Here is a 23,121-nt window from a genome sequence, read left to right on the forward strand (position 1 = left end):
GCACCGGCGAAGGGGAGACCAAGGGTTGAACCCGAAACAGTTGGGCTCAAGGTAACGAGCTTCTGCTCAGTTCTCCAGGGTGCGCCGGCCGTTCAATTGCAGGGTGTACGACTCGATGCGAAAGCCGGTGCGCTGTTCGATCTGACGCAACAGATCGTCGGGAAGAACAACATCGATGTCTTCGATCGAACCGCTGTCCAGACAGGTGAGATGGCTGTGGGGATCACTGCGGTAGCCGTAGAGGCGACCACTGGCGCGGTCGAGACACTCGATCACCCCAGCCGACTGCAGGGCTTCGAGGTTCTGATACACCGAGGTGTGGCCGATGCTGCGGCCCCTCAGATTCAGCTGTTCAAAGATGTCGCGGGCGCTGAGGTGGCTCTTCTCGCTCCAGAGCAGATCGAGCACCATGCGCCGCTGACGGCTGAGACGCATGCCCAGCCGCCTGCACTGCTCAAACACCTCCTGCAAGCTGCCCGCGGGGGACGGCGTGCTGTTCTTGCCAGCGGCTGCACTTACCACAGAAGGTGCCTGCTGCTTCAACCATAAGGCCCTAGGCCAGCTCAGGCGATGTCTGCCGCCACGGCGGTGACGTCTTGAAGCCTTGCCTCGCCCAACGCGGCGATGGCCTCCGCCAGGTCGACACGGCCGTCGTAGAGGGCTCGGCCAACGATCACCCCCGTCACACCAAGGGGCTCCAGGGGCAGGAGCGAGAGGAGGTCGGCCATGCAGCCGATGCCACCGGAGGCGATCACCGGAACGGCGCTGCACTGCGCCATGGTTCGCAGGGCCTCCAGGTTGGGGCCGGCGAGGGTGCCATCGGTGGCGATGTCGGTGGTGATGATCGCCGCGATGCCGGCGGCACTGAACCGCTTGGCCAGATCGGTGGCCAGAACATCGCTCTGCTCGATCCAGCCCCGGGTGGCCACCCGGCCATCGTTGGCATCAATGCCGACCACGATGCGGCCGGGATGGCGTTGGGCCAACTCCTGAACCAACTCCGGCTGTTCAATCGCCACCGTGCCGAGGATGACCCGATCCAGGCCACAGGCGATCAACTCTTCGGCGCGCTCGAGCGAGCGCACACCACCACCGAGCTGAACAGGGATGTCGAGGGCGGCGGTGATGGCCCGCACCGCTGCGTCATTGATCGGCTCACCCCGTTTGGCGCCATCGAGATCCACCAGGTGCAAACGGGTTGCCCCCTGGCTCTGCCAGCTGAGGGCCTGCGCCACAGGATCCTCACTGAATCGAGTCACCTGGTCGTAATCCCCCTGGTGAAGCCGAACACAGGCTCCATCGAGCAAATCAATGGCGGGAATGATCTCCATCGGGGTCGGACCAGAGACCCTCCATCCTGCAGCGCCACGCTTCAATGGCTGCGCTTTTCGGGCCCAACTGCATGAAGATCCTGGTGATGGGGGGAACCCGCTTCGTGGGCCGGCCCCTGGTGGCCCGCCTGCAGGCCCAGGGCCATGCACTCACCTTGTTCACCCGCGGCAAGAACCCCGTCCCCGCCGGCGTGGAACACCTGTGTGGCGATCGCAGCAGCGATGAAGGTCTCAGCGCGCTGCAGGGCCGCAGCTTCGATGTGATCGTCGACAGCTCCGGACGCAAGCAGGAGGACAGCAGCCGCGTGGTGGCCATCACCGGGGCCCCCAGCCATCGCTTTGTGTATGTGAGTTCAGCCGGGGTGTACGCCGATTCGGAACAGTGGCCCCTGGATGAATCCAGCCCCACCGATCCCCAGAGCCGTCATGCCGGCAAGGCCGACACCGAGGCCTGGCTGCGCAAGGAGGGCATCCCCTTCACCAGCTTCCGGCCGACCTACATCTACGGCCCGGGCAACTACAACCCGGTGGAACGCTGGTTCTTCGATCGCATCGTTCACAACCGCCCGATTCCGCTTCCCGGTGACGGCAGCACGATCACCCAACTGGGCCATGTGGAGGATCTGGCGGAAGCAATGGCCCGTTGCATCGAGGTGGATGCTGCCGCCAATCGCATCTACAACTGCTCCGGCAAGCAGGGCATCAGCTTCCGGGGCCTGATCCGCGCCGCCGCCGTGGCCTGCGGCCGCGATCCCGACGGCCTCGAGCTGCGCAGCTTCAACCCCAGCGATCTGGACCCCAAGGCCCGCAAGGCCTTCCCGCTGCGGCTCAATCACTTCCTCACCGACATCACCCGGGTGGAACGCGAACTGGCCTGGCAACCCAGCTTCGACCTGGCCAAGGGCCTGGCCGACAGCTACGCCAACGACTACTCCCTGAACCCAACCGCAGCGCCAGACTTCAGTTCTGACGAGGCGCTGATCGGGGCGTGATGTAGCCCAGAGCTGAGCTCAGAGCCAGGGCGAGGGAGGGCCAGAACAGCCACCAGCCCAGGCTCTGAAGCCCGGCAGCAGCAATCCAGCCGGAGGGCCAGAGCATCAGCAGCAGGCTGAGGAACTGAAGGATTGTCTTGGCTTTGCCCGACAGCGAAGCCGGCCCGCCATCACTAGTCTGGGAGCGCCAGCCCGAGATCAGCAATTCACGGGCCAGCAACAACCAAACCGCCCAAAGCGGCAGCACAGCGGCCGACGCCAGCCAGAGCAACGGTGCCGCGATCAGCACCTTGTCGGTGAGGGGGTCGAGGCGGGCGCCCCAGCTGCTGCCTCCCCCGGCGCGCCGGGCCAGCCAGCCATCGGCCGCATCACTGAGCCCGGCCAGCAGCAGCAACCACCAGGCCCAGCCCTGCCAGCCGAACTGCAGGGCAAGGATCAGCGGGAAACCGGCAACGGCTCGCGCCACGGTGAGCCCGTTGGCAATCGAACGCAAAGACAGAAACAACGCTCAGAATGTGAGGAGCTGAACCTTGATCATGGTCCTGCAGCTGACGGTGGCTGATGTGATGACCCAGCCGGTGCTGACGGTCACGCCCGACACCCCGTTGCAGCAGGCCGTGCAGATGATCAGCGACCACCACGTGAGTGGTTTGCCGGTGGTGAATGCAGAGGGGCGTCTGATCGGCGAGCTGACGGAGCAGGACCTGATGGTGCGGGAGAGCGGTGTTGATGCCGGCCCCTACGTGATGCTGCTGGACAGCGTGATCTACCTGCGCAATCCCTTGAACTGGGACAAGCAGGTGCACCAGGTGCTCGGCACCGAGGTGAGCGATCTGATGCGCAAGGACTCCCACAGTTGCGACACGTCGTTAGCGCTGCCCAAGGCGGCATCCCAGCTGCATGAACGGGGCACGCAACGCCTGTTCGTGCTGGACGGGAACCAATGCCCTGTCGGCGTGATCACCCGGGGCGACGTGGTGCGTGCCCTCGCCTCCCATCAAGACGGCTGATTCAACTCATCCTTCGTTCCCCCTTTCCAGGCCGATGCTGCGCTCCTTCCTCATGGCCTGTGTGCTGGTGGTTGTTCCCCTGCAGGGCCACGCCAACCCCACGGCTGAGACCGAGGAAATGGATTTCCTGGACCTGGTGGATGGCGAGGGAAACGTGCTGATCCAGGCCCGAGGCGTTGATGCCGTTAACGCCGAAGCCCGGGCCCAAGGTCTGGCATTTCCTGCCCTGGGGTACTGGTCTGTTGAGGGGCACTGCTTTGTGAAACCTGCTCCAGGCGACTGCAACGGCGTGTTCAAGCGTTGAAGGGCGTTCCGCGGTTTGCGATGCCGGAGCAGGCAGCACGCGGTTGTCCACGCGCAACGGCGAAAACAGCACGAGGTTTCCTGCCACCAGGCCAGCGGTGACAACAACAGCCGCGAGAACCTCTAAGCCTTCCGATGTTTTGGCTTGCATGGCTCGAGCATGCGCCGTTGGCTTGCCCATGGCGAGGCCTTGTTTGGCTTTCAACGTGTGCGAACAAACGGAGTCAGTTGATACGTCAACCGTCGAACCAGGAGAGTTACGACGGAGAAGTTGATGCGCCCAGCCCTGTGTCGCTCATCTCACGATTTCACGACGGCACAGGTGATGTGCCTCCGATCAAGTTCGAGACCGGGCATCAGGGAAAGGAAGCAGAACGGCTGACTCGATTCATCTGGAATCAAGTGATTCAACTGCTGCTGGCTGGCAAGGAATTAGAAGCCAACTCGCTGTTGGAAGAATTTGATGAACCACCCCTTTGGGACGACCCACTCGACTGACAAGCCATGGGAACGCCACTCACGCAATGGCTTCAGCTGGTGGGCTGGGTGCTGCTCGCCACAACCCTGATTTGCCTGAGTGCAACCGGGGTTTTCTGAGTTGAGCGGTTGACTCAAAACACCCTCAACAGCAATCAATCTGACCTGCAAAATCAGTGATCAAGAACATCAAAATCAATCCGGTATGACTTGCTACACCGATCCCGAAGTCTTCCTTGAATGCATCAGCGAAGGTATCCAATTGGATTTTTGATTGATGCATGCATTGATTGAACCAATGGCTTCGTATCAAATCACGATCACCACATCGGAAGGCTCTTCCAGCTTTGCCTGTGCCGACGATCAGTACATCCTTGATGCTGCAGAGGAAGCTGGTGCTGATCTGCCCTATTCATGCCGAGCTGGTGCCTGCTCCACCTGCGCAGGCAAGCTCTCGAGTGGCTCTCTGGATCAGTCGGATCAGAGCTTTTTGGACGATGAACAAATCGCCAAAGGATTTGCCCTGCTTTGCGTGGCTTACCCAACGAGTGATTGCCAGATCAAAGGAGAAGCCGAAGAAGACCTCTAAAAACTGCTCTGGCTCTGCCCAGCGAAGCGGCCGGCGTAGTGCTCTTCGCCATCCATGCGCTGGAAGATGAACTGACAGATCAGCGTGCCCGGCACCACCGCCAGCGGAGCCGGACCGAAGTTGCTCATTTCCAGCACCTGCTGACTGTCGATCCCCGGCCCCATGAACGGTGCACTGATGTGCACCATCAGCCCCAGGCGCGCAAAGCGGCTGCGGCCCTCAAGCCAACCGCAAAGGCCTGGGCCGAGCCTGACCCGTTCGCGGGTGATCCCCAGCACGGTCTCCCCCGGCATGATCAGGATGTGCCCGCCCTCAGGGATCTCCAGCTTGTCGGTGCATTCGCGGTAGTCGGTGTGATCGCGAACCTCGATCACTTCATGCACCTTGCGGAACACCCGAAACGTGGAGCCAAGGGTGAGGTCCACCGATGCCGGCCCAACATGGTCGGCATTAAAGGGCCTGATCGCGATCAGGCCGTCGTGAATCGCTTGAAGAATGGCCTGACGTCCAAGCACCGCCATGGGTCAATCCCTTGCTGGACCATGAGTATGGACGCCTCAGACGCCGGGGTGCTCAAACAGAACCGTCGACCGTTCTGACTCGCTCAGCTCGGCAGCGTCTTGCTTCTGAGGCTGCTCAAGCGGTGGAGCGCCGGGAAGCCGGAAGGCTTTTTCGAGGTCTGTCTTGATGGCACCAAAGGGGTAGGTCATAAAAAAAGAGGACCGCCCAGAGTCCCCTCGGAACGACTCGACGACGCATCCCTGCGCCTCCGTTACATTAGTCAACAAAGTTTTGTAACGAGAGCCGTGGCCTTCACCACCCAAGACCTGCTCATCGCGTTCGGCAGCTTCGGCATGGCCCTCTTCGCCTTGAACCTCTACAAGCTGACCAAGGCGGCCAACGGTTGATCAGGCAGTGAAAAACCCCGTCTTACGACGGGGTGATTTTTTGTCGGGAGATGGATAGCGACAACATCAGCACCCCGAGGTTGTCGACAATTCGATATCAGAACTTCCTTGGGTAAGGGGGATTTCCTGCCATCTCAACGTTGATCTCCCGGCAGATGTTCATCCATGCCCCCCAAGCCGAAGTTCACGCCATTGGGGCCGTCGATGAATTCCTGGAATTCCTCTGCACTGATTCCCTCGCGGACTTCCCAGATGCAAAAGGCAGGGCCCTCAGGGCCAATGGGACAGAACGCATGGTTGTAGAAGCCCGCTTCTAGGTTTTTGGCTACAGCCTCATCCCAGCCACCACCGGGCGCCATCGCTGCTTGTGCTGTCTCCCACCACTGCTGGGCTTTGCCAGCGCGGAACTCATGATGGACGTGGAAAAATTTTGATGCCATTGCTGATAAGGCGTGGGAGTGAATGGAAGAGCGGCGATCAAAAGACGCGCCGCATTTCTGAATGCGAGCACCGCTCGTGAATCAACCAGCGATGTTGACCCCTTCCTTGGTCACGATCTCGACAACCTTGCCCATGTCGTTGAGGTCCTTCTCGTTCGCCTTAAGGCTCTTGAAGACAGACTCAACGCCGCCAGGCTGGCCGACCATGACATAACGGCAGAAGTCACCGTTGGGGGTGGGGGCATGGACCACACCGGCTTTGACCTGATAGCAACCGCCTGTTCCCACAACGGTTGGCTGGCCATTGATGTTGAGGTTCAACTCTCCTTCCAGCACCAGATAGGTTTCGTCCCAGGCATGGGTGTGGGGAGGCTGACCGACTCCACCAGGGGTCGCAAACTCAGCAACGCTGTACTTTCCATTGGTTTGCTCAGCAGTGAGGCGCAAGGTGATCGCGTCACCAAGAACGTTGCAGACCTCAGGCTTCTTCTGAAACAGACCAAACATGGCAGCAGCACAAATTCCCAGCAAGTTTCTCAGCTTTTTTCTGGGAAGAACGTCTTGCTGGCGACTGCTGACTGATTTTTTTGTGCTGCGGTACCGACCACCCGTGCGGCATCAACGTTCAATCCTTTGGTTATGGAGGTGCAGCGGGTTCAATCACCCTTGTCTGACCACCCTCAAACCGGACATTTGAAAACCTTGAGCCGGCGCCCCTCATCGGTTTGAACGTCTCCTGACTGGACGCAACCCAACTGTGCTGGCGGCAGCCGCGAACCGATGTGGATCGTGAAACGCTCGGTGCTCTTCGCCCCAGTCGCCAACACCAGCGCACAAGCAGCGAGTGAGAAGAGAGCCGCGAGCAGCACTCGCATCCGCAGGCAGGACAAGGAGTTCCAGTCTGCTCGGGCGAGCCAGTCAGTGGTGGGCCGCGGAGAAGAAATGCCTTCTTAGGCTTGGCTGGGGGGAGCGAGCCAATGGACAACACCAGAGAGCCGGCTGGTCATCTCAGCGCGATCATCGGAATCGGGCTCTTGCTGATTGGCCTCGTTGTCTTTGGAGTGGACCAACAGAAAGCCTGGAGCCATCAAGCGGAACTCACAAAGCGCTTTGAAGCATGCATGGAGAGCGCTCCCTTCAAACAGTCTCTGAGGGTGCCGAGGCCAGAGGCTGTGATCACAGACGACCAACTGCAGAACCACTTTGATGCCTTTGATCAGCTGCTCAAAGAAACAGGGTTACCGCCGATCTGGAATGGCAAAACCTTGGTTGCCTGGAAGGACTACCACAAAAACTCGATTGAATTTGCAAGCCAATGCCATACCCAGCTGGGCATTGACCAGCCTCAACGACAATTAAAGGGCACCTACGCCAAACCCGTCTGGGATCCCAACTCTCCCATCTGGCGGCAGGCTGATTGATGAGCACGCGTCGGTTCAAAGGGCTCTACCTGCAAGCCACCGGTGATCCCTGCTGCTTTTCTTTTGTGACCTACACCCCACAAACCAGGGAACAAATGCTGGCTTGTGGGGATCTGGATGAAAGCGAAGAATATTTCAATCCAGTGATTTTTGATTTCCTGTTGTTTGCCTCAGAAGCTGCCCTTGGAGCACCAGCTGGCAACCCCTTTCCCATCACCTACGACGACGTTTCAATCATCACATCAAGGCAAAGAGGCTCAGGCATTCAGCACGAATATCTGATCAGACTCACAGACCAAGACTGGAATGCGGCGAAACAGTCTGCAGTGGATCAACTCCAAGTGGTGTTATCGAGTGAGCGATGGAATGGAGCTCAGCACAGGGATTGGCGCGATTGAAACAGGATCAAACCGCAAAGGGACAGCCGAGTCCTTTAGCTTGCCGGCTTCAACAGACCGTCCAATGATTCCAGAGCCCCACGAGCCCTTTGACATCAACCGCAAGGAGGACTCGATCTTCCTGCTGGGTTCCATGTTTATGGTGATTTTCCTCTTCCTGCTCTAAAGAGAAAAGACTGATCCTCAGCATCAATCAAAAAGCACCTGCTCGAATCGAACAGGTGCTTTTTTGTGAATAATGAAATATCAAGAACCGTTGGTTGCCAGTTCAATCTCAGCGGCGCGGCAGGCTCACTTGATACATCGTGTCGTCAGCGGGTTTCCACTGCACAAGATGGAGTCGGTCGATCTTGTTGTTGTCCAAACAATCCCAGATCGTGGCTCCAGAGAGTGTTGCCATCGACCACACATCGCCCTGACTCTTCATCTGCTTGCGGTTGCGATCTTTCCATTCCGTCCAGTTGATTTTTGGGTAGGAGCCAACCTGCTCACTCAGAATCACCACCGTGAATTCCACCGAACGCGAACCAAAACCGGCCGGAACTCTAAGTTGCTGAACCGCAATTCCCTGGTTCAGCCGACGGGTTTACGCCAGATCCGCCACACCAGCCAGCCCGTCACCCCGAGCCAGAGGAACGCCACAGCCGAAAGGATCGGCACGACGATCAGATAGCTCCACACCCCCAGGGCCACCCAGGCGAGCAGAGAAGTGATCAACGCCTTCTGGAAGTTGTTGGCCTCGGCGAGACGCCGCTGCAAAAGAGATCTCACGCTGTTGCTCGATGCTCCATCCCTTCCTCTAGCCACGGATGCCCTCAGCGACCGCAACGCTGAAGCCCTCCTGGGTCCAGAGGCGGAGCGAATAAGGCGAACCATGCAGCCATGCCGCGGCCCCGTCCGAAGCGATGGTCACGTTCGCCAGTCCGCCGCCAAGCCCTAAACCCGCTGCCTTCAACACAGCCTCCTTCGCCGTCCAGGCCTGAATCAGCGTCCAATGCTCCAGGCAGTCCGTCGCTTCAGCGGCCGAGGCAAACATGCGCCGCGTCAGCAGGTCAGATGCCACACGCAACGGCCGGTCCAGCGCTTCCACATCAATGCCAATCGGATCTGGCCCCACCACGCCGATGCTGAGGGATCCGGTGTTGGAAATGCTGTGGTGCAGCGGGGAATTGCGCAGCTGCGGCTTGCCGTAGATCGTGCGGCCGATGTCGTCCGCAGCAACCATCTGGCCTGCATCGGCGAACAACCGGCAGGTGAGGCTGTCGCTCAAGGTGCGCTGCTCAGCGCGCGTCGGCGGCTGAGCGAGATGGGCCACCAACACCCGACGTTGCGTGCTGGGGATCGACCACCAGGACCAAACGGCGTCCAAGCTCAATCCTGAACAGGCGGCACTGGCACCGGCGGCAGGGGCGGCAAAGCTGGCGGCGGCATCACCGATGGGGCTGGCTCATCCAGCAGGACCTCGGCGGGGTTGAGCATCGGCTCATCGAGCACAATCGGCGGCGGCAGATCGGGGGGCAACGGCACAAACAGCTGCGGCTCTGTCCAGTTGTCATCGGAGCTGGCATCTGAGCTGTCATCGAAACCGGGTTCAGCCGGCTCCGGCTCCCGGATCACAGCCTTTGGCTCGCGCAACACCAAAGGATCCGCCGTGATCGGGGGTTCCCTCAGGGGTGCACGGTCCAGATCGACGCTGCGGTCGTTGGCATCCGCGGGCACACCCGGCTTGGTGAGGGTGTTGGAGGGCCCCCAGATCATCCGGGCCAGGGGTTCCACGCCCTGTTCCATCACCCGGTTCAGGCCCGCCAGAGCGCGATCGGCGAGGTGATTGCCGAAGGACGACACACAGTCGAGCGGGCCATCGCAACCCTCATCCAGCGCAAGCTTGGGCGTCAGCGCCGCGATCAGATTGCCCTGCAGAGGGATCTGGCGGGGGCTCAACCGCAGCAGGTAGGGCACATGCACAAAGCTGGTGGCACCGCCGCTGATCCAGTTGGCGTCTTCTTCGGTGAAGCCCTTCACCCCAGGGATGATCAAACGACTCTTCGAGGCATGGTCGGGCATGTAGGCCGCCAGATAGCCCCGGCGACGGGCAAGGTCTTTGGTTTGCTCGAGGGTGAGGCCATCACGGCTCATCAGCACCTCCATGTGGCCGTCCTGACGCAGGCCCATCACCATGCGGATCCGCGGCAGGTAGTAGCGGATGCGCTGGCCCATGCTGATGCTGTAGGCCCCCTTGTAGCTCTCCGGCGGAGCCTCGATGTCGTTGTAAAGGCTGTGCAGGCCGCCGATGAAGGTGTCGTAGGTGCGGCTGCGCTCATCGGTGAGCTCCCCGTAGCCGAAATCAATGCTGCCGTCGTGACGGATGCCGACGAAGGCCCGTTGGCGTGAAGCCGAGCGGTTCCGTCCGCGCCAAACCTGCTTGCCGAATTTCAGATCCCCCAGTGGAACCGTGATCTCGCGGCCATCGTCGTCCACATGGCGCTCGTACATCGGGCCGGACACGTAGGCCAGGGCAGCGCTGTCCTGGTAGGCGTCCTGCTCGCGATCCCAACCCTCCAGCAGCCCGAAGCGCACCCGCCGTGGATCGAGATCCAACGCGTAGACCTCATCGTCGGGGATGTAGCGGAACGGCTTGGCATCCCGGCCGCGCTGCTGGGCCGAACGGCCAGCTTGCTCCTGCAGCTCGGAGCGCTCGGGAGCCACAGGCGCCAAGGCGATCAGGCCGCCGAACACCACAAACGGCATGGCCAGCAACAGCCAGCGCTTGCGCAGACGGATCCTGCGCTTTGGCCGGGGCTTGGGTCGCGGCGCAGCAGGCTGAGTCACGCGACCCTTCGCTCTCGGTTGTTGGGGGTTGGGTCGAACCAAGGAACGATGGAGCCTTCGGCCACCAGCCATTGCTGGTAACGCTCGCCGCAGTCATGGCCTCCCGTCAACTGCCCGAACGAAGGAATCACCAGACGCGGCCCATCCGGATCAAAGGCGAAGCAGGGCAAACGCAACTGATCGGAACGGCTGCGAATCCGGGTGGTGGGGTGCAAGTGACCGCACACGTTCAACAACCCCGGCTCCGGCACCCGTTCGGGCATGTGGCTCAACCAAAGATGGCCCAGACGCTGAGAAGGCTGCTGGGGCAAGCCTTCAATCCAGCTGTCCTGGTCGTGGTTGCCACCGATCAGCACCACCGGACAACCGCAGAGATCGGGCAGCGCCAGCAGGGTTTCGCGCAGGGGAGCGGTGATACCGATCCGGGCATGCACGAGATCACCCAGCACGAACAGGCGCTGCGGTGACCAGGCATGGCAGAGCTCCAGCAGCGGATTAAGGGTGCCTTGATCCCCATCGCTGGGCATGGGGATGCCGTGGGCCTGGAACACCTCGGCCTTGCCGAGATGCAGGTCGGCAACAAACAGCTCCCGCCCCTCAGCCCGCCACAGGGCCCGCTGGGGCAGGAACGTGAGTGGGCTGTCGCCCCAGGACCACTCCAATGCGGTCATGAACGATGCAGATCGCAGATCTGTAGCGCTGGCTGCATTGGATGGCTGACGTCGTGCCGCAAGCTTCGGGGGCCTCCAGAAGACTCATTTTGGCGCGGAGCAATGGCCTCTACCAGGTCGCGAGTTCAACCCTGCGCACGCTCGAAAAACGCTTGAGCCTGCTGGAAGAGGAAGGCCGTTTCGAATGTGCCTACGCCCTGAGGATGGAAGTTGCCGACTGGCTGCTTGGGGCCAGGGATGCCAACCTGAGCGCACCATCATTTTCTTGACTCTTCCATGACCGTTGCCCTGCTGATCGCGCTGGCGGGTTCCCTGGCGGCAATGGCTGTGATCGTGCGTCGTCTGGAACAGCGCTGATGCGAAGGGTCCGGCGCTGGTCCGTCCTCCTCGCGCTGGCCTGCTTTGGCAACGCACTGCCCCTGCAGGCCAATCAACTGAAAGTGGGGATCAGTGGATCGGCCCCCTTCGTGATCAGGAACGGCGATCAGCTCAGCGGCATCAGCCTCAACATCTGGCGCCGCGTCGCCGAAGACAACAACCTCAGCTACGAGCTGGTGGAGCAGCCATCCCCCAAAGCCGGGATTCAGGCGGTGGATGACGGTGAGATCGACGTGCTGGTGGGTCCGATCAGCATCACCTCACGCCGCCTGGCCATGCCTGGCATTGACTTCACCCAGCCCTACTACCTGGGCAAATCCGGTGTATTGCTGCCGATGCGCCCGCCCTCGATCCTGAGCCGCGTGCAGGTGTTCTTCGGCTGGGCGGTGATCTCCTCGGTGCTGGTGCTGATCAGCGTTCTGCTGGTGGTGGGAAGCCTGATCTGGCTGGCGGAACGCAACCGCAACAGTGAGCAGTTTCCGCGGGACTGGCTACCGGGCATCAGCAGCGGCATGTGGTTCGCCCTGGTGACCTTGACCACGGTGGGCTATGGCGACAAGGCACCGATCACACGGACGGGCCGGGGCATCACCGGTGCCTGGATGGTGACCTCCCTGATCGCGGTATCGTCCCTCACCGCCAGCCTTGCTTCGGCGTTCACCCTGTTCCTCTCCGGTGCCACCGAATCAGGCATCAGCGCACCTGCACAACTGAACGGGCGTCGGGTTGCTGTGGTGGAAGGCACCAGTGGCATGGAGCTGGCCCAACGCGGCGACATGCGGATCGTTAGCGCGGCCAACCTCAGCAGCGCCGTTCAACTCTTGGTGGATCAGAAGGCTGATGCCTTGATCTTTGATCGACCGGCCATTCGCTACCACCTCAAAAACAATCCCGATCTCGCCCTGCGCCTCGCCCCCTTCACCATCTCGGAAGAGACCTACGGCTTCGTGATCAAACCAGGCAGCCCCCTGCGCACGCCCATGGACGTCTCCATCCTCAAATTGCAACGGCAGGGGAAGGTTGCAGCCATTGCCAACCGGCTGCTGGATTGAAACGGAAACCTCAGCCCACTCAGCCCAGCGGGCGATGACGACGCAGGGCCTCTTCCAACAGATAGGCGGCCAGATTGCCGCAACTGCGACCTTCAGCGAGGGCATGACGCTTGAGGTCATCCATCACCCCGCGGGGCAGGGTGACGTTGATGCGCTCGGAACCAGCCGCATCCGCCACCGCAGCCGTGCTGGGAGCCGCGGCCTGGCCTTCAATCCGCTGCTGCAACTCCTGAACCAGATCCTGAATGAGAGACACGATTTCGTGACAATCTGCTCACATTAAATAAACGATATCGTGCTGGACAAGATTGCGTAATCTTGGACACACTTTTTGAGGCGCCATGCAACCCCTGCCGCTGAAGCTTGCTCCCGGCAGTGATCTGCGCCTCAGCCTCGAAGAACTGGCCCAGCGGGAGGGCATCAGCGGATTTGTTCTCGGCGTGGTCGGCAATCTGACCAAGGCTTCGTTCCAGTGCCCCGGCCAAGCAGAGCCCACCGTGCTGGAGGGCGATCTCGAGGTGATCACCCTCAATGGAACCTTTTCACCCGAGGGCGTGCACCTGCACCTGAGCCTCTCGGATGGGGCCTGTCAGGTGTGGGGAGGCCACCTGGAGCCCGGCACGATCGTGCAGAAGGGCGTTGATCTGCTGATTGGCGTGCTGGAGCAACGCGAAAGCCGCCCCGCCCGTCAGACCGCAGCAGCAGCACCCCGGATTGAGATCGCCGTGCTGCCGGGATGCCCCTGGTGCAGCCGCGCCCTGCGCATCCTGAGAACCCTGGATCTGCCCCACACCGTCACCACCGTCAACGACGACGCAGCCTTCGAGGCCGTGCAGAAGCGCAGTGGGATGACCACCTTCCCCCAGGTGTTCATCGACGGATCGGTGATTGGTGGCTACGACGATCTCGCCGCCATGCAAGCCGCCGGTGAACTCAACGCCCTCCGCTGATCAGCCGGAGCAGCCACCTCAGAAACAGCCACCGTTCTGGTCGCTGAAACCCTGGTGGTGCCAGCCCTGGTCGATCATCTCCACGGGAATGCTGATGGTCGGCGGGTCCTGGGCGCTACTGCACCGCCTCTGGATCAGCCTTCCCCTGAGCCTGGGCGTGCTGGCCTGGTGGCTTCTGTTTCTGGTGCTCGTGCCCGCCGCCTACCGGTCGGCCTCAGATCAGGCCTGACGTGAGGCTTCACGGGAGCGCTGCTTCTCGTCCAGCAATTCCCCTTCCAGCTGCTCGATCAAACGACTCACCAACGCCTGAAATTCCGGCTGGCAGCCACGAAACGCCGCTTTGTGACGGATCGGCTCGTTGCGCATGCGCAGATCCGTGAGCATCAGCTGCAGCGCATCGATCCGGGCATTGGAAGACATGGACTGCGTCGGCGTTCCAAACCGAGGTTATGACGCAGCTGCTTCAAAGCTCCAGCTCCCGCAGCAGACTGTTTTGCGTCTCCCGGCCAAGGACGGCATGAGCCGCCATCGCACCACTCGCTGCAACGGGGGGGATGCCGATACCGGGAAAGGTGCTGGCACCACACAGCCAGAGATTGGCCAAGGGTGTCGTCACGCCCGGGAAGAGGCCTTCAGCCGCTGAAAGGGCAGGGCCATAACTGCCCTGATGAACATTGAGGAAATGGCTGTGGGTCAGCGGCGTTCCCTCCATGATCAACTCGCAGCGGTCGCGGATGTCGGGGATACGGCGCTCAAGAACCCGCCAGAACACGGCGCATCGCTCCTGTTTTCTCTGCTGATACGCCGCACTGTCGCGCTCCAGATCAGCCCAGATCTCCCAGGGTTCGCTGGCTGGGGTGTAGGCATGCAACACATGGCGACCGGCCGGCGCCATCGAGGGATCCAACACCGACGGAATCGACAACACCACCGCATTGCGCTCGGCGTCGATGCCGCGCTCCCAGTCGTCGACCCAGACGGTGTGAATCGGCAGATCCTCCAGCCCCGTGGCATCAAAACCCAGATGCAGGTGCAGGAAACCGTTGCAGGCCGGCGTGGCCTGGCGCTGACGCTGCCACTTCGGCGCCACGGACTCCGGCAGCAGAGCAAGGGTGGACCAGATGTCGGCATTGCAGATCACCTGCCGCGCCGCAATCTGCGTTCCATCAGCCAGGGTCACACCGACAACGCGGTCCCCCTCCACCCGCAGCTGTTGCACCGCCGTGCCGGTGTGCAGGCTGCCGCCATGGGCCTCCAGGCCACGCACCAGGGCCTCAACCACCGCAGCACTGCCGCCAACGGGGTAGTCGAGATGGGCATCCGGCTCAAACCACTCGCCGAACAGCGTCGCCATGGCTGCAGCGTTGGTGTCTCCCATCGGCATGCCGCTGATCAGGAAGGAGAGCAGATCCACCCAATGGCGCAGGAAGGGATCGCTGAGGTGACGATCCACCAGGGGGCCAAAGGAACCGGAGAGGTGACGCATCGCCGCAAGGTGCGGCAACAGGCGTCCACCGCGCTTCAGCAGTTGCGCCATGCCATCCACCCCAGGGCGCAGGGCCAGCAAGGGCAAAGCATCGGCAGCGGCGGCAATCGGCCGCAGCGCGTCCACAAAGCGGCGCCATTCGGCGGCCACCTCGGGGCCGCGCAGGCTGCGCACCACAGCCTCAAAATCGTCGTGCCCAACGGCGATGCGCAGATCCCCTTCCGGCAACTGCACATCCCAGCTGCGATAGGGAATCACCTCCACGCTCTGCCCCAGCGCGCGCAGCACCTGGGCCAGGGGATTGCTGCTGGGCCAACGCCCCAGGCCACTCCAGAGGGATGGACCGGATTCGAAGTGATAGCCCTGGCGTTGAAAGCCATGGGCAGCTCCACCGGGTTGGTGATGGGCTTCCAGCACCAGCACCTCCCGGCCGGCGCGGGCACACAAACCTGCGGCACAGAGTCCGCCGATGCCGCTGCCGATCACCAGAACGTCAACGTCGCTTCTGATCATCCGCTCAGCATCCGCGTCATCATTGTGGTCATTGGCGCAAGACGATGCGCACTCGACTGCTGCTTCCTCTGCTGATCCTGGCCTTGGCCTGGGGGCAGGAGCTGATCGACCAACTGCTCTTTGCGGGGCAATGGAACCTGCCGATGGGGCCGGATCAACCGTGGTGGGGGGTGATCACAGCGCCGTTCAGCCATGCCGGCTTCGGGCATCTGATCTCCAACAGCCTGGCCTTTCTGCCCCTGAGCTGGCTGGTGCTCAGCCGGGGGATGCGCGATTACCTGAGCGTCTGGATGTCGGTGCTGCTGATCAACATTCCCGTCGCCCTGTTCTGGCCGGCCCGCAGCCATGGACTCTCGGGCGTTGTTTACGGACTGCTGGGCTACATGCTGCTGATCGGCTGGCTGGAACGCCGCATCCTCTCCATCGTCTTGGGCCTGGTGGCGTTCTGGCTCTATGGCTCAGCCCTGATCGCCTTGATCCCCGGCGTTTCCCCCGCCGGCGTCAGCTGGATCGGCCACAGCGCAGGCTTCATCGGCGGCTTGGTGGCAGCCCTGGCGGTCTATCGCGAGCCCACCGCCAGTTGAAGGCAGCCGGTTGAGCTCAGCCTTGAGACAGAACCGCGTCCAGAAACGCCAAGGGGCGTTCCATGGTTGCGGAGTAGCCGAGCAGGCTTTGATCGCGGTGGTAGTAGATCACGCTGTCATCGGCATCGAGCAACACGGTGGCGCCGCGCTGGGTGATGTGGTCGTCACAGGGCACATAGGTGCGCCAGTTGCGGAGCACTTCATTCATGTTGCGCAGACGCTTGGTGGCGAGCTCGAACGGTCGCTGGAACCCAGCACCACCGGCCCGGCGAAAGAGAGCACCCCGGAAGCGCGGCAGAGGAAACGCTTCAACCCACTCCTCGTCGTCAAAGATCTGGGCAGCGGAGCGATCTCCGGTGTAGCCGCGCAACACCTCGCGCAGGGTGCCCGGCGAACCGACGCCAGCGCACATCAACAGAAAACCAGGCCAGGGCCCACCGGGAAGCTTCAAGCCGGACTCCAACCCCAGGGCCTGATGCAACACCGGTGATGCATCAGCGATCAGCTGCTGCAGGGGAAACCCGGTGAAGGTCGCGAAGCGCGAAGCGCTGGCGGCGTTGCCAATGCCGAACAGCTGAACCTTGACCCCTGCTGCAGCCAACTGGGGAAGCCTTGGCACCAGAGCCTGGGCGTATTCGATCGAGTCGAAATCCCCCAGCTGGCCCAAGACAACAACAAGGCGCTTGCAGCCGCTTTCCATGCCGGCGACTCCGGCCAGCCGTTGCAGCAGTGGTTCTAAGGGAATCATCCCGACAGGCTGACATTCCACAGCCGAGAACGTGGATGGCGCTTGAGCGCCGCCTGAGAGACTCAAATCAAAGGAAGGAGGCAGGTGGGCAAGAAATCTGGCTTCACAAGTGCTGAGATCGAGGAGATCAAGCGTCTCTATCTGCAGGAAGGGCGATCGATCCTTCAGATCCCCAAGATCCTGGGCAAAGGCAGTGAAAACTCCGTGCGCAACGCCCTGCATAAGGCCCGGGTCAAGCATGCCCCGGAGGAACGCACGAAGCTGGAGCGCTTCAAGCCAGAGCAAGTTTTTGGCAACGTGACGCTGTTAAAGCGACTCAAAAAAGCCAAGAAACTGAAGTTCCATGCCCGCTGCTCCTGCGGCTACGAATTTGATGTGGATCCATTCCGGCTGACGCTGCCGGAACACCACAAGGACAGAATTTCTGCTTGCCAACGCTGCAGCAAAGCGCAAACAGAAGAACGCTCCAAGCCTCAAGACTGAACAAATCAATCAAAGAAGTTCAACGGCACAAGCAACATCGACAAAATATTTCAACCACTTCACAACAACCAAAACAAGATTGCGTAAACCGCATCAAACCCATTTCCTCTCAGGGCAAGGGCAGAGGGCAGAACTTGTATCAAGCCGACGCGGCTTTAACAATCACTAAAGAACAAGGTATCCAGTGGAACCTTGCGAAACTTTTGTATCGACCGTAGAACCTAAAAAGTTTTTTATTCTTCCCTAATTAACCGATGGAACTCACTTTCCTAGGCAACAAATACGCAAAAACGGAAGCAGTATCTATGAGACCAACAGTTCAACTGAAATACATGGGGAAAAGTTATCGCGCTGAGCAAATCCAAGCCGTTCGCAATTCTGTTGCTCTGACCTACCGCGGCGTCTCTTACTCCAAATCCTAAGACGCCTAGGGCTTGGCCGGCAAAATGGCGTGATGAGACTTCTGATCACAGTCCTGATCGCAGCCAGCGCATTGGCCTTGCCGGCAAAGAGTGCTGAACCGATCCCCCTGGTGGTGGTCCCCTTTGATGCCTCATGGGGATCACGCCGTCTTCCCGTCCAGCCCGCAGCGTTGTTGCCGCCACCTCCAGTGCCGGACATCAAACAAACCGGCGAAGCCAGGGCTGAACCAAAACCGCGACGCCAACGCTGGTGCCGTGGCGGCTGCTGAACGCAGTAGCTGCTTAGCGCAGTGCCTGCTGAAATCAATACGGCTGTCAGCTGGCCTCGCTGTGTGTAAACCAAAGGAAGAAGCACTTCCATCGGGCGCCAAAGATGCGGCATGCGGCTCTGTTGATGGCCAGCCTCCTTTTGGCATCCACGGCCCTTGCGGGCGGCAAGCGGGCCACAGCCCAAGGGCCTTCCGAGCAGTTCGCCACTGCCGAGGCGATGCGGGTGATCCCAAAAGGGGCAACGATCACCGACACACACTGCAAAAGCATTGATGTGGGAGCCAGCAGCCGCTATCAGTGCACCATCACCTACAGCCCATGAGCTGATTGATGAAAGGTTGGCGTGCTGCGTGTTGGGCCTTGGTCCTGGTAGGAATTCCGTCCGCGGGGCGCGCCGAATTTGATCAGTGTCGCTTGATCGATCAGGTGCTGAATCGCCTGGGCAACGCCATGGCGATCAATCGATTGATCATTGCGGAAGGCAATGACAGCAGTGCCGTTGCTGCCGCCAGTGAAGCTCTGGCCCAACAGAACGAGAGCTACCGGCGCACCAAACGCCAACGCGCCAAAGCCGGCTGCGATAGCTGGGGACGGGAATAACTACCTGACTGACTCACTGACTCCCGCCAAGCTGGTAAAAACTGATTGAGAGATCTTGGCCGTCACCGTCTGCCAGAACTGCGGAAGCCGACGGTTTCGTTCAGACCGATCGATGGGCGGTCGGCTGGTCTGTCAAGACTGCGGCACTCCTGCTGGAAGCCGAGCTATCCGTGCGACGCCCCGGAGCAGCCGACGAAACAACGGGAAGCTCTGGTTGGTGATCCTGCTGATCGCGGTGATCGTGCTGGTGGTGGTCACGTCGTGAGCAGCTGCACCACCTCGGCCGTGTTCGCCGACAAGGGCTTGGCAGCCAACTGGTCGATGGCCTGACGCATGACCGTTTGCCGCTCGGGGCCGTAACTGGTGCAGCGGCTGAACACCTTGGCCATCCGTGACGCGGTGATCGGATTGCGGGAATCGACCGCTGCAATCTGCTCCGCCATGAATCGGTAACCACTGCCATCGGCAGCATGAAATGCCTGAACGTTGGCGGTGAATCCACCGAGAACAGCACGAAGGGAATTGGGCGCCAGGGGATCAAAGCGAGGATGGTCCAACAGCTGTTGAACCCGCTCTAAGGCGTTGGATCTGGGGGCTGATGCCTCCATCGCAAACCAGGCATCCAGGATCACGGGCTTGTCTTGCCAACGCTCGTAGAACAGGGCCATCGCCTGCTCACGCTCAGCGCTCTCCTGCGGCAACAAGGCCCGCAAGGCTCCCCGCGCCAGGGTCATCGAGGGTCCAGACACCGCCGCCAAGGCGTCCGCTTGCACCGTGGCATCGCCCGCAGCAGCAAGCCAACGCCAGGCCAAGGCCGTCAGGGCACGGCCGCCCTGGCCAGCCGGCCAAGCCAGGGGCCAGTCAGCCCGGGCCAGCTCCAGGAGTCGTCGCAGGGACGACTGCAATTGAAAGCCCAGCTCCTGGGTCCAAGCCCGGAAGGCTTGATCCAGCGCCAGCGGATCCACCGGAGATTGCAACGCCTCCAGTTCCGCCATTCCCGGCAGCGCCAGCAGCGCCGCCAGGCCCATGCCATCACCACCGTCGTAGGCGCAGATCCGCTGATCAAGGGCCTGAATCAGTGCCGCCTCCACCGCAGGCTTCGGCTGGTTGTCAGCCCGCGCCAAAAGCACCTGGCGTGCCAGGCGCTGGGCCGCATCCCAGCGACAGAAGGAGTCATCGTCGGAAGCCAACAGCTGCAGGCACTCCTCCAGCGGCTGATCGAGACGCACGTGCACCGGCGCCGAAAAGCGGCGGAGCACCGAAAGGGCAGGAGGGGTGTCGCCCGGCAGGCCCTGCAGGGTGATGCTGACGCGCTCAGCCTCCATCACCAGCAGCTGCTCGTCTCCAACACGGCCTTGCTCACCCACCAGGGCCATGGCAACCGGCAGCACCAGGGGCTGTTTGTTCGCTTGTCCCGGCGTGGGAGGGGTCGCCTGGTGCAAGTCGACCGTCAGCTGCCCCGATTCAGGGTTCCACTGACGTTCAATGCTGAGTTCCGGAGTTCCTGCCTGGTGATACCAGCGCTTGAAGCGTTCCAGATCAAAGCCAAGGGGCTCGCCCTGACTGGTGGCACCATCCGCGATCGCCTGAACGAAGTCCTCCGTTGTGGCGGCCGTGCCATCAAAACGTTGCACGTAAACCTCCATTCCCTTCATGAACCGCTCCGGTCCAAGCAGGGTGTGCAGCATGCGGATCAACTCCGCACCTTTTTCGTAGATGGTGGTTGTGTAAAAGTTATCGATGGCCTGGTACTCCGCTGGCTTCACCGGGTGGGCCGTTGGGCCAGCATCCTCACGGAATTGGGTGTTGCGCAACATCGCCACATCCTCGATGCGCTTGACCGCTTCGGAATGCAGATCTGCGGTAAAACATTGATCCCGGAACACCGTCAGCCCCTCTTTGAGCGACAGCTGGAACCAATCCCGGCAGGTGATGCGATTTCCGCTCCAGTTGTGAAAGTATTCATGGGCAATCACACTCTCGATGCGTTCAAGTTCAGCATCGGTGGCTGTTTCCGCATCAGCCAGAACAAGCTTTGAGTTGAAGATGTTCAGACTCTTGTTCTCCATCGCGCCCATGTTGAAGTGACGGACGGCAACGATGTTGTACTCCTCTAGGTCGTATTCGAGGTTGTAAACCGATTCATCCCATTGCATGGATCGTTTCAACGAAGCCATGGCATGGGCTGTGAAGGGTTCATCCCCCTCCTCCACATGCAACCGCAGGGTGACCTGCCGGCCCGATGCCGTTGTGTAGTGATCACGGATCTCCCTGAGATCTCCCGCCACCAGGGCAAACAAATAGGAGGGCTTGGGGAAGGGGTCATCCCACGTGACCGCATGACGATCAGCGCCAACGGATTCCTCCCGTACGGCATTGCCATTGCTCAACAGCACAGGGCAGCTGCTGCGGCTGGCCTCAATCCGCACCTGCCACCGGCTCAGCACATCCGGACGATCGGGGTGGAGGCTGATGCGCCGGAACCCCTCGGCCTCGCACTGAGTGCTCAGCAGACCGCCACTGGCGTACAAGCCTTCAAGCGAGCTGTTGGAGTAGGGATCCAGGCGGCAACGGGTCTCGAGCACAAACGGCTGGCCCGGCACGTTTGGGATGACGAGATGTCCGTCGGTGAAGCTGTAATCCCCGGGCTGCAATGGCTCCTGATCGATCGCCAGGGATTCGATGATCAGATCAACGCCGCAAAGCTCCAAGGGCTCACCAGGGCGACGCGGTTCAAGGCTCAACCTGGAGGCAACGACGACGTGGTCATCCTGGATGGTCACGTCCAGGGCGATGTCGGGAAGCGCAAAGGCCCATGGCGTGTAGTCGGCGAGGCGAACCGAAACAGCTGCAGTCATGGGTCGAACCACGCGAGGACGGGTTGATCCTGACGGACGAAGCTCAAAACCGGGACGCTTCAGCCAGGGTGTCGTTCATCACAAGGTGCCGGCCATCAGGTGATCAAAGACATCAGAGCAGATGAACACAAATAAAAAACGCCTGACCGAAATCGGCCAGGCGTTCTTCAACATTGAAGCTTGAAGAGAACTTATTTTTTCGAAGGCTTCAAGGATGCAGCAGCTTTTTCGAAGCGTGCTTTTTCTGCGGCTGGAACTGATTTAGGGCAGAACTTCAGTGCACCACCGACAATCATGAAACCGGCATTGTTCAGAAACTGCTTCTCAGGCAAAGGATCCTTGGCGCCGGGCAGCAGACCACCGTGCTTGCCGTAGATCACATGCAGCTGACCCGCCAAGGCCACGGCCAGGGACTTATTGAAATCGATTTTCTGCGCCCTCGCCTCACAGAAGGTGGCGATCGACATCACGCCATAGGTGTTGACCTCCATGGCTGTGGCAGGGGTGGGCTTGTCTTTGGAGGCCTGAGCCAGGGCGGTAGCCGGGGACAGCAATGGGGCTGCGAGCAAAAGAGCCGCTACAGCAAATGAACGACGAATCACCTTGGTTCCCGAGCAGCTTCAATTTTTCGAAACTTACCGCCCAAGCCAAGGTCGCACGAGGGCTAGGCGCGGTTGTTGAACTGGGCCATGAGCCAAACGGCGCCGTTCAGTCGTTCTTGATCACTCGTCTTCGATCAATCGTCTCTGATCAGTCGACCTGGATCAGTCGTCTTCGATCGGTGGCAGGGGATCGGACAGTCGGATCTCGTGATGGTGCTCCACGATCGAGAGGTCACCGTTTTCCCAGCTGTAGATGGCGCGATAGCGGTAGCGGTCCTGATCGACAAGGCGAATGTGCTCAAGGATGTCCCACTGTTGATAGTGGGATTCGAGGATGGTTTCGTGCTCATCCACCTGTCGCAGCCGGGTGCGCACCGGGTCTCCCGTCAGATAACCGCGACTTCTCTGGAGTTGATGGCCCCACAACGTGGCTTCCATCACGCCACTGCGCTCAAACCAGGGCTTGCGAGCGAAGAATTCGTCGGAATGCTGGTCTTCTTGATCAGACCACCAGCTGAAGCGGTAGCGGCTCTCACCCACCTGGGGGTGCGCAAACGCCTCCATCTTCAGGTTCATGTCCAGATGGAGAACCTGATCGTCACTGAAGGTGTACTGCCGACGGGAACGCCACAACCCCAGATTGCGGCTGAACCAACGGCGCAGGTTGCTATCCACCTGAATCGAAGGCTGGACAGCCTCTCCGCCGGGAACGGCCAGAGGAACACGGTTTTGCGCGGAAAAAAGCGACATGGACCGCGTCGATGACGCAACGGAGTGTTCCTGTTCGTCTTAGCGCTGCTGGCGCT

The 23,121-nt window shown here is 60.9% G+C and carries 36 protein-coding genes and 1 pseudogene; 18 read left to right on the forward strand and 19 right to left on the reverse strand.

The features are described from left to right. Nucleotides 1–66: 66 nt before the first annotated feature. Nucleotides 67–435, reverse strand: coding sequence for a Fur family transcriptional regulator (locus SynRS9907_RS09625; RefSeq protein WP_226424454.1), 369 nt, complete (start codon nucleotides 433–435; stop codon nucleotides 67–69). Between the two features lie 128 nt (nucleotides 436–563). Further along, the gene (gene hisA / locus SynRS9907_RS09630; RefSeq protein ID WP_188020839.1) at nucleotides 564–1,331 is read right to left on the reverse strand and encodes a 1-(5-phosphoribosyl)-5-[(5-phosphoribosylamino)methylideneamino]imidazole-4-carboxamide isomerase; all 768 of its coding nucleotides are present in this window, start codon (nucleotides 1,329–1,331) and stop codon (nucleotides 564–566) included. A 71-nt stretch (nucleotides 1,332–1,402) separates the two neighbouring features. Between hisA and SynRS9907_RS09635 the strand changes: the two genes are divergently transcribed. Beyond that, nucleotides 1,403–2,323, forward strand: a complete 921-nt coding sequence (locus SynRS9907_RS09635; RefSeq protein ID WP_188022429.1) for an NAD-dependent epimerase/dehydratase family protein — start codon at nucleotides 1,403–1,405, stop codon at nucleotides 2,321–2,323. Here SynRS9907_RS09635 and SynRS9907_RS09640 read toward each other — a convergent pair. Further along, complete coding sequence (locus SynRS9907_RS09640; RefSeq protein ID WP_188020840.1) at nucleotides 2,292–2,828, reverse strand: CDP-alcohol phosphatidyltransferase family protein; 537 nt, start codon at nucleotides 2,826–2,828, stop codon at nucleotides 2,292–2,294. The genes SynRS9907_RS09635 and SynRS9907_RS09640 overlap by 32 nt on opposite strands. A 31-nt stretch (nucleotides 2,829–2,859) precedes the next feature. Between SynRS9907_RS09640 and SynRS9907_RS09645 the strand changes: the two genes are divergently transcribed. From SynRS9907_RS09645 to SynRS9907_RS09660, 4 genes are all read left to right on the forward strand, one after another. Continuing rightward, nucleotides 2,860–3,333, forward strand: a complete 474-nt coding sequence (locus SynRS9907_RS09645) for a CBS domain-containing protein (RefSeq protein ID WP_188020841.1) — start codon at nucleotides 2,860–2,862, stop codon at nucleotides 3,331–3,333. A 34-nt stretch (nucleotides 3,334–3,367) separates the two neighbouring features. After that, the gene (locus SynRS9907_RS09650) at nucleotides 3,368–3,637 is read left to right on the forward strand and encodes a hypothetical protein (protein ID WP_188020842.1); all 270 of its coding nucleotides are present in this window, start codon (nucleotides 3,368–3,370) and stop codon (nucleotides 3,635–3,637) included. Nucleotides 3,638–3,963: 326 nt separating this feature from the next. Beyond that, entirely contained in the window at nucleotides 3,964–4,134 is a 171-nt protein-coding gene (locus SynRS9907_RS09655; protein WP_188020843.1) for a hypothetical protein, read from the forward strand. A gap of 277 nt (nucleotides 4,135–4,411) precedes the next feature. Next, complete coding sequence (locus SynRS9907_RS09660) at nucleotides 4,412–4,702, forward strand: 2Fe-2S iron-sulfur cluster-binding protein (RefSeq protein ID WP_025362165.1); 291 nt, start codon at nucleotides 4,412–4,414, stop codon at nucleotides 4,700–4,702. On the opposite strand, the gene dcd is transcribed toward SynRS9907_RS09660, so the two are convergent. The 4 genes and pseudogenes from dcd to SynRS9907_RS09680 form a co-directional block, all read right to left on the reverse strand. After that, on the reverse strand, nucleotides 4,699–5,223 hold the full coding sequence (gene dcd, locus SynRS9907_RS09665; protein WP_188020844.1) for a dCTP deaminase: 525 nt from the start codon (nucleotides 5,221–5,223) through the stop codon (nucleotides 4,699–4,701). The two genes, SynRS9907_RS09660 and dcd, sit on opposite strands and share 4 nt — an antisense overlap. A gap of 36 nt (nucleotides 5,224–5,259) precedes the next feature. Then, nucleotides 5,260–5,412 (reverse strand): hypothetical protein, encoded by a 153-nt coding sequence (locus tag SynRS9907_RS09670; RefSeq protein WP_188020845.1) that lies wholly within the window; start codon nucleotides 5,410–5,412, stop codon nucleotides 5,260–5,262. A 295-nt stretch (nucleotides 5,413–5,707) separates the two neighbouring features. After that, nucleotides 5,708–6,050 (reverse strand): annotated as a pseudogene (locus tag SynRS9907_RS09675) (hypothetical protein). 81 nt (nucleotides 6,051–6,131) lie between these two features. Next, nucleotides 6,132–6,557: a cupin domain-containing protein gene (locus SynRS9907_RS09680; RefSeq protein ID WP_188020846.1), complete on the reverse strand. Its 426-nt coding sequence runs from the start codon at nucleotides 6,555–6,557 to the stop codon at nucleotides 6,132–6,134. A gap of 470 nt (nucleotides 6,558–7,027) precedes the next feature. On the opposite strand from SynRS9907_RS09680, the gene SynRS9907_RS09685 reads away from it, so the two are divergent. Together SynRS9907_RS09685 and SynRS9907_RS09690 are read left to right on the forward strand one after the other, a co-directional pair. After that, entirely contained in the window at nucleotides 7,028–7,471 is a 444-nt protein-coding gene (locus SynRS9907_RS09685; protein ID WP_188020847.1) for a hypothetical protein, read from the forward strand. A gap of 65 nt (nucleotides 7,472–7,536) precedes the next feature. Continuing rightward, nucleotides 7,537–7,869 (forward strand): hypothetical protein, encoded by a 333-nt coding sequence (locus tag SynRS9907_RS09690; RefSeq protein WP_370586603.1) that lies wholly within the window; start codon nucleotides 7,537–7,539, stop codon nucleotides 7,867–7,869. Between the two features lie 274 nt (nucleotides 7,870–8,143). On the opposite strand, the gene SynRS9907_RS09695 is transcribed toward SynRS9907_RS09690, so the two are convergent. From SynRS9907_RS09695 to pdeM, 5 genes are all read right to left on the reverse strand, one after another. Next, nucleotides 8,144–8,386 carry a hypothetical protein gene (locus tag SynRS9907_RS09695; RefSeq protein WP_186497990.1) on the reverse strand — a complete coding sequence of 81 codons (243 nt, stop codon included), beginning with the start codon at nucleotides 8,384–8,386 and terminating at the stop codon, nucleotides 8,144–8,146. A gap of 56 nt (nucleotides 8,387–8,442) precedes the next feature. Continuing rightward, complete coding sequence (locus SynRS9907_RS09700; RefSeq protein WP_188020849.1) at nucleotides 8,443–8,640, reverse strand: hypothetical protein; 198 nt, start codon at nucleotides 8,638–8,640, stop codon at nucleotides 8,443–8,445. A gap of 28 nt (nucleotides 8,641–8,668) precedes the next feature. Then, nucleotides 8,669–9,238 (reverse strand): 4'-phosphopantetheinyl transferase superfamily protein, encoded by a 570-nt coding sequence (locus tag SynRS9907_RS09705; RefSeq protein ID WP_188020850.1) that lies wholly within the window; start codon nucleotides 9,236–9,238, stop codon nucleotides 8,669–8,671. Nucleotides 9,239–9,240: 2 nt separating this feature from the next. Beyond that, nucleotides 9,241–10,617 carry a hypothetical protein gene (locus SynRS9907_RS09710; protein WP_370586636.1) on the reverse strand — a complete coding sequence of 459 codons (1,377 nt, stop codon included), beginning with the start codon at nucleotides 10,615–10,617 and terminating at the stop codon, nucleotides 9,241–9,243. Between the two features lie 77 nt (nucleotides 10,618–10,694). Next, nucleotides 10,695–11,369: a ligase-associated DNA damage response endonuclease PdeM gene (gene pdeM / locus SynRS9907_RS09715; protein ID WP_188020852.1), complete on the reverse strand. Its 675-nt coding sequence runs from the start codon at nucleotides 11,367–11,369 to the stop codon at nucleotides 10,695–10,697. Between the two features lie 41 nt (nucleotides 11,370–11,410). On the opposite strand from pdeM, the gene SynRS9907_RS09720 reads away from it, so the two are divergent. Both SynRS9907_RS09720 and SynRS9907_RS09725 read left to right on the forward strand, forming a co-directional pair. Further along, nucleotides 11,411–11,638, forward strand: coding sequence for a hypothetical protein (locus tag SynRS9907_RS09720; RefSeq protein WP_188020853.1), 228 nt, complete (start codon nucleotides 11,411–11,413; stop codon nucleotides 11,636–11,638). 87 nt (nucleotides 11,639–11,725) lie between these two features. Continuing rightward, a complete protein-coding gene (locus SynRS9907_RS09725) occupies nucleotides 11,726–12,799 on the forward strand; it encodes a transporter substrate-binding domain-containing protein (RefSeq protein ID WP_188020854.1) in 1,074 nt (357 codons plus the stop codon). A gap of 19 nt (nucleotides 12,800–12,818) precedes the next feature. Here the strand turns inward: SynRS9907_RS09725 and SynRS9907_RS09730 are convergent, their stop codons facing one another. After that, nucleotides 12,819–13,055 (reverse strand): CopG family transcriptional regulator, encoded by a 237-nt coding sequence (locus SynRS9907_RS09730; protein WP_188020855.1) that lies wholly within the window; start codon nucleotides 13,053–13,055, stop codon nucleotides 12,819–12,821. Nucleotides 13,056–13,140: 85 nt separating this feature from the next. Between SynRS9907_RS09730 and SynRS9907_RS09735 the strand changes: the two genes are divergently transcribed. Continuing rightward, nucleotides 13,141–13,749, forward strand: a complete 609-nt coding sequence (locus tag SynRS9907_RS09735; protein ID WP_188020856.1) for a PCC domain-containing protein — start codon at nucleotides 13,141–13,143, stop codon at nucleotides 13,747–13,749. Continuing rightward, nucleotides 13,727–13,978 (forward strand): DUF6737 family protein, encoded by a 252-nt coding sequence (locus SynRS9907_RS09740; protein WP_188020857.1) that lies wholly within the window; start codon nucleotides 13,727–13,729, stop codon nucleotides 13,976–13,978. Before SynRS9907_RS09735 ends, SynRS9907_RS09740 begins: the two co-directional genes overlap by 23 nt. Here the strand turns inward: SynRS9907_RS09740 and SynRS9907_RS09745 are convergent. Next, nucleotides 13,969–14,169 carry a hypothetical protein gene (locus tag SynRS9907_RS09745; protein ID WP_188020858.1) on the reverse strand — a complete coding sequence of 67 codons (201 nt, stop codon included), beginning with the start codon at nucleotides 14,167–14,169 and terminating at the stop codon, nucleotides 13,969–13,971. The genes SynRS9907_RS09740 and SynRS9907_RS09745 overlap by 10 nt on opposite strands. Before the next feature lie 43 nt (nucleotides 14,170–14,212). Continuing rightward, complete coding sequence (locus SynRS9907_RS09750; RefSeq protein WP_188020859.1) at nucleotides 14,213–15,748, reverse strand: NAD(P)/FAD-dependent oxidoreductase; 1,536 nt, start codon at nucleotides 15,746–15,748, stop codon at nucleotides 14,213–14,215. 44 nt (nucleotides 15,749–15,792) lie between these two features. On the opposite strand from SynRS9907_RS09750, the gene SynRS9907_RS09755 reads away from it, so the two are divergent. Then, the gene (locus SynRS9907_RS09755; RefSeq protein ID WP_188020860.1) at nucleotides 15,793–16,332 is read left to right on the forward strand and encodes a rhomboid family intramembrane serine protease; all 540 of its coding nucleotides are present in this window, start codon (nucleotides 15,793–15,795) and stop codon (nucleotides 16,330–16,332) included. A 16-nt stretch (nucleotides 16,333–16,348) separates the two neighbouring features. Here the strand turns inward: SynRS9907_RS09755 and SynRS9907_RS09760 are convergent, their stop codons facing one another. Continuing rightward, nucleotides 16,349–17,080, reverse strand: coding sequence for an AhpC/TSA family protein (locus SynRS9907_RS09760; protein ID WP_188020861.1), 732 nt, complete (start codon nucleotides 17,078–17,080; stop codon nucleotides 16,349–16,351). An 84-nt stretch (nucleotides 17,081–17,164) separates the two neighbouring features. Here SynRS9907_RS09760 and SynRS9907_RS09765 point away from each other — a divergent pair, with 84 nt between their 5' ends. The 6 genes from SynRS9907_RS09765 (at nucleotide 17,165) to SynRS9907_RS09790 (ending at nucleotide 19,120) form a co-directional block, all read left to right on the forward strand. Then, nucleotides 17,165–17,563 (forward strand): hypothetical protein, encoded by a 399-nt coding sequence (locus tag SynRS9907_RS09765; protein ID WP_186493625.1) that lies wholly within the window; start codon nucleotides 17,165–17,167, stop codon nucleotides 17,561–17,563. 254 nt (nucleotides 17,564–17,817) lie between these two features. Beyond that, nucleotides 17,818–17,985: a DUF4278 domain-containing protein gene (locus SynRS9907_RS14175; protein ID WP_188020862.1), complete on the forward strand. Its 168-nt coding sequence runs from the start codon at nucleotides 17,818–17,820 to the stop codon at nucleotides 17,983–17,985. A 32-nt stretch (nucleotides 17,986–18,017) separates the two neighbouring features. Next, nucleotides 18,018–18,254, forward strand: a complete 237-nt coding sequence (locus SynRS9907_RS09775; protein WP_188020863.1) for a hypothetical protein — start codon at nucleotides 18,018–18,020, stop codon at nucleotides 18,252–18,254. A gap of 125 nt (nucleotides 18,255–18,379) precedes the next feature. Beyond that, nucleotides 18,380–18,577: a hypothetical protein gene (locus SynRS9907_RS09780; RefSeq protein ID WP_156783098.1), complete on the forward strand. Its 198-nt coding sequence runs from the start codon at nucleotides 18,380–18,382 to the stop codon at nucleotides 18,575–18,577. A 38-nt stretch (nucleotides 18,578–18,615) separates the two neighbouring features. Beyond that, entirely contained in the window at nucleotides 18,616–18,855 is a 240-nt protein-coding gene (locus tag SynRS9907_RS09785) for a hypothetical protein (protein ID WP_255445859.1), read from the forward strand. Between the two features lie 55 nt (nucleotides 18,856–18,910). Next, nucleotides 18,911–19,120 (forward strand): transcriptional regulator, encoded by a 210-nt coding sequence (locus tag SynRS9907_RS09790; RefSeq protein WP_188020866.1) that lies wholly within the window; start codon nucleotides 18,911–18,913, stop codon nucleotides 19,118–19,120. Here SynRS9907_RS09790 and pepN read toward each other — a convergent pair. From pepN to SynRS9907_RS09805, 3 genes are all read right to left on the reverse strand, one after another. Beyond that, complete coding sequence (gene pepN / locus SynRS9907_RS09795) at nucleotides 19,110–21,713, reverse strand: aminopeptidase N (RefSeq protein ID WP_188020867.1); 2,604 nt, start codon at nucleotides 21,711–21,713, stop codon at nucleotides 19,110–19,112. The genes SynRS9907_RS09790 and pepN overlap by 11 nt on opposite strands. Nucleotides 21,714–21,904: 191 nt before the next feature. Continuing rightward, a complete protein-coding gene (locus SynRS9907_RS09800) occupies nucleotides 21,905–22,315 on the reverse strand; it encodes a cAMP phosphodiesterase (protein WP_188020868.1) in 411 nt (136 codons plus the stop codon). A 162-nt stretch (nucleotides 22,316–22,477) separates the two neighbouring features. After that, nucleotides 22,478–23,065 carry a hypothetical protein gene (locus SynRS9907_RS09805; protein ID WP_188020869.1) on the reverse strand — a complete coding sequence of 196 codons (588 nt, stop codon included), beginning with the start codon at nucleotides 23,063–23,065 and terminating at the stop codon, nucleotides 22,478–22,480. Nucleotides 23,066–23,121 lie beyond the last annotated feature (56 nt).

The sequence above is a fragment of the Synechococcus sp. RS9907 genome (assembly GCF_014279615.1).
Lineage (GTDB): Bacteria > Cyanobacteriota > Cyanobacteriia > PCC-6307 > Cyanobiaceae > Parasynechococcus.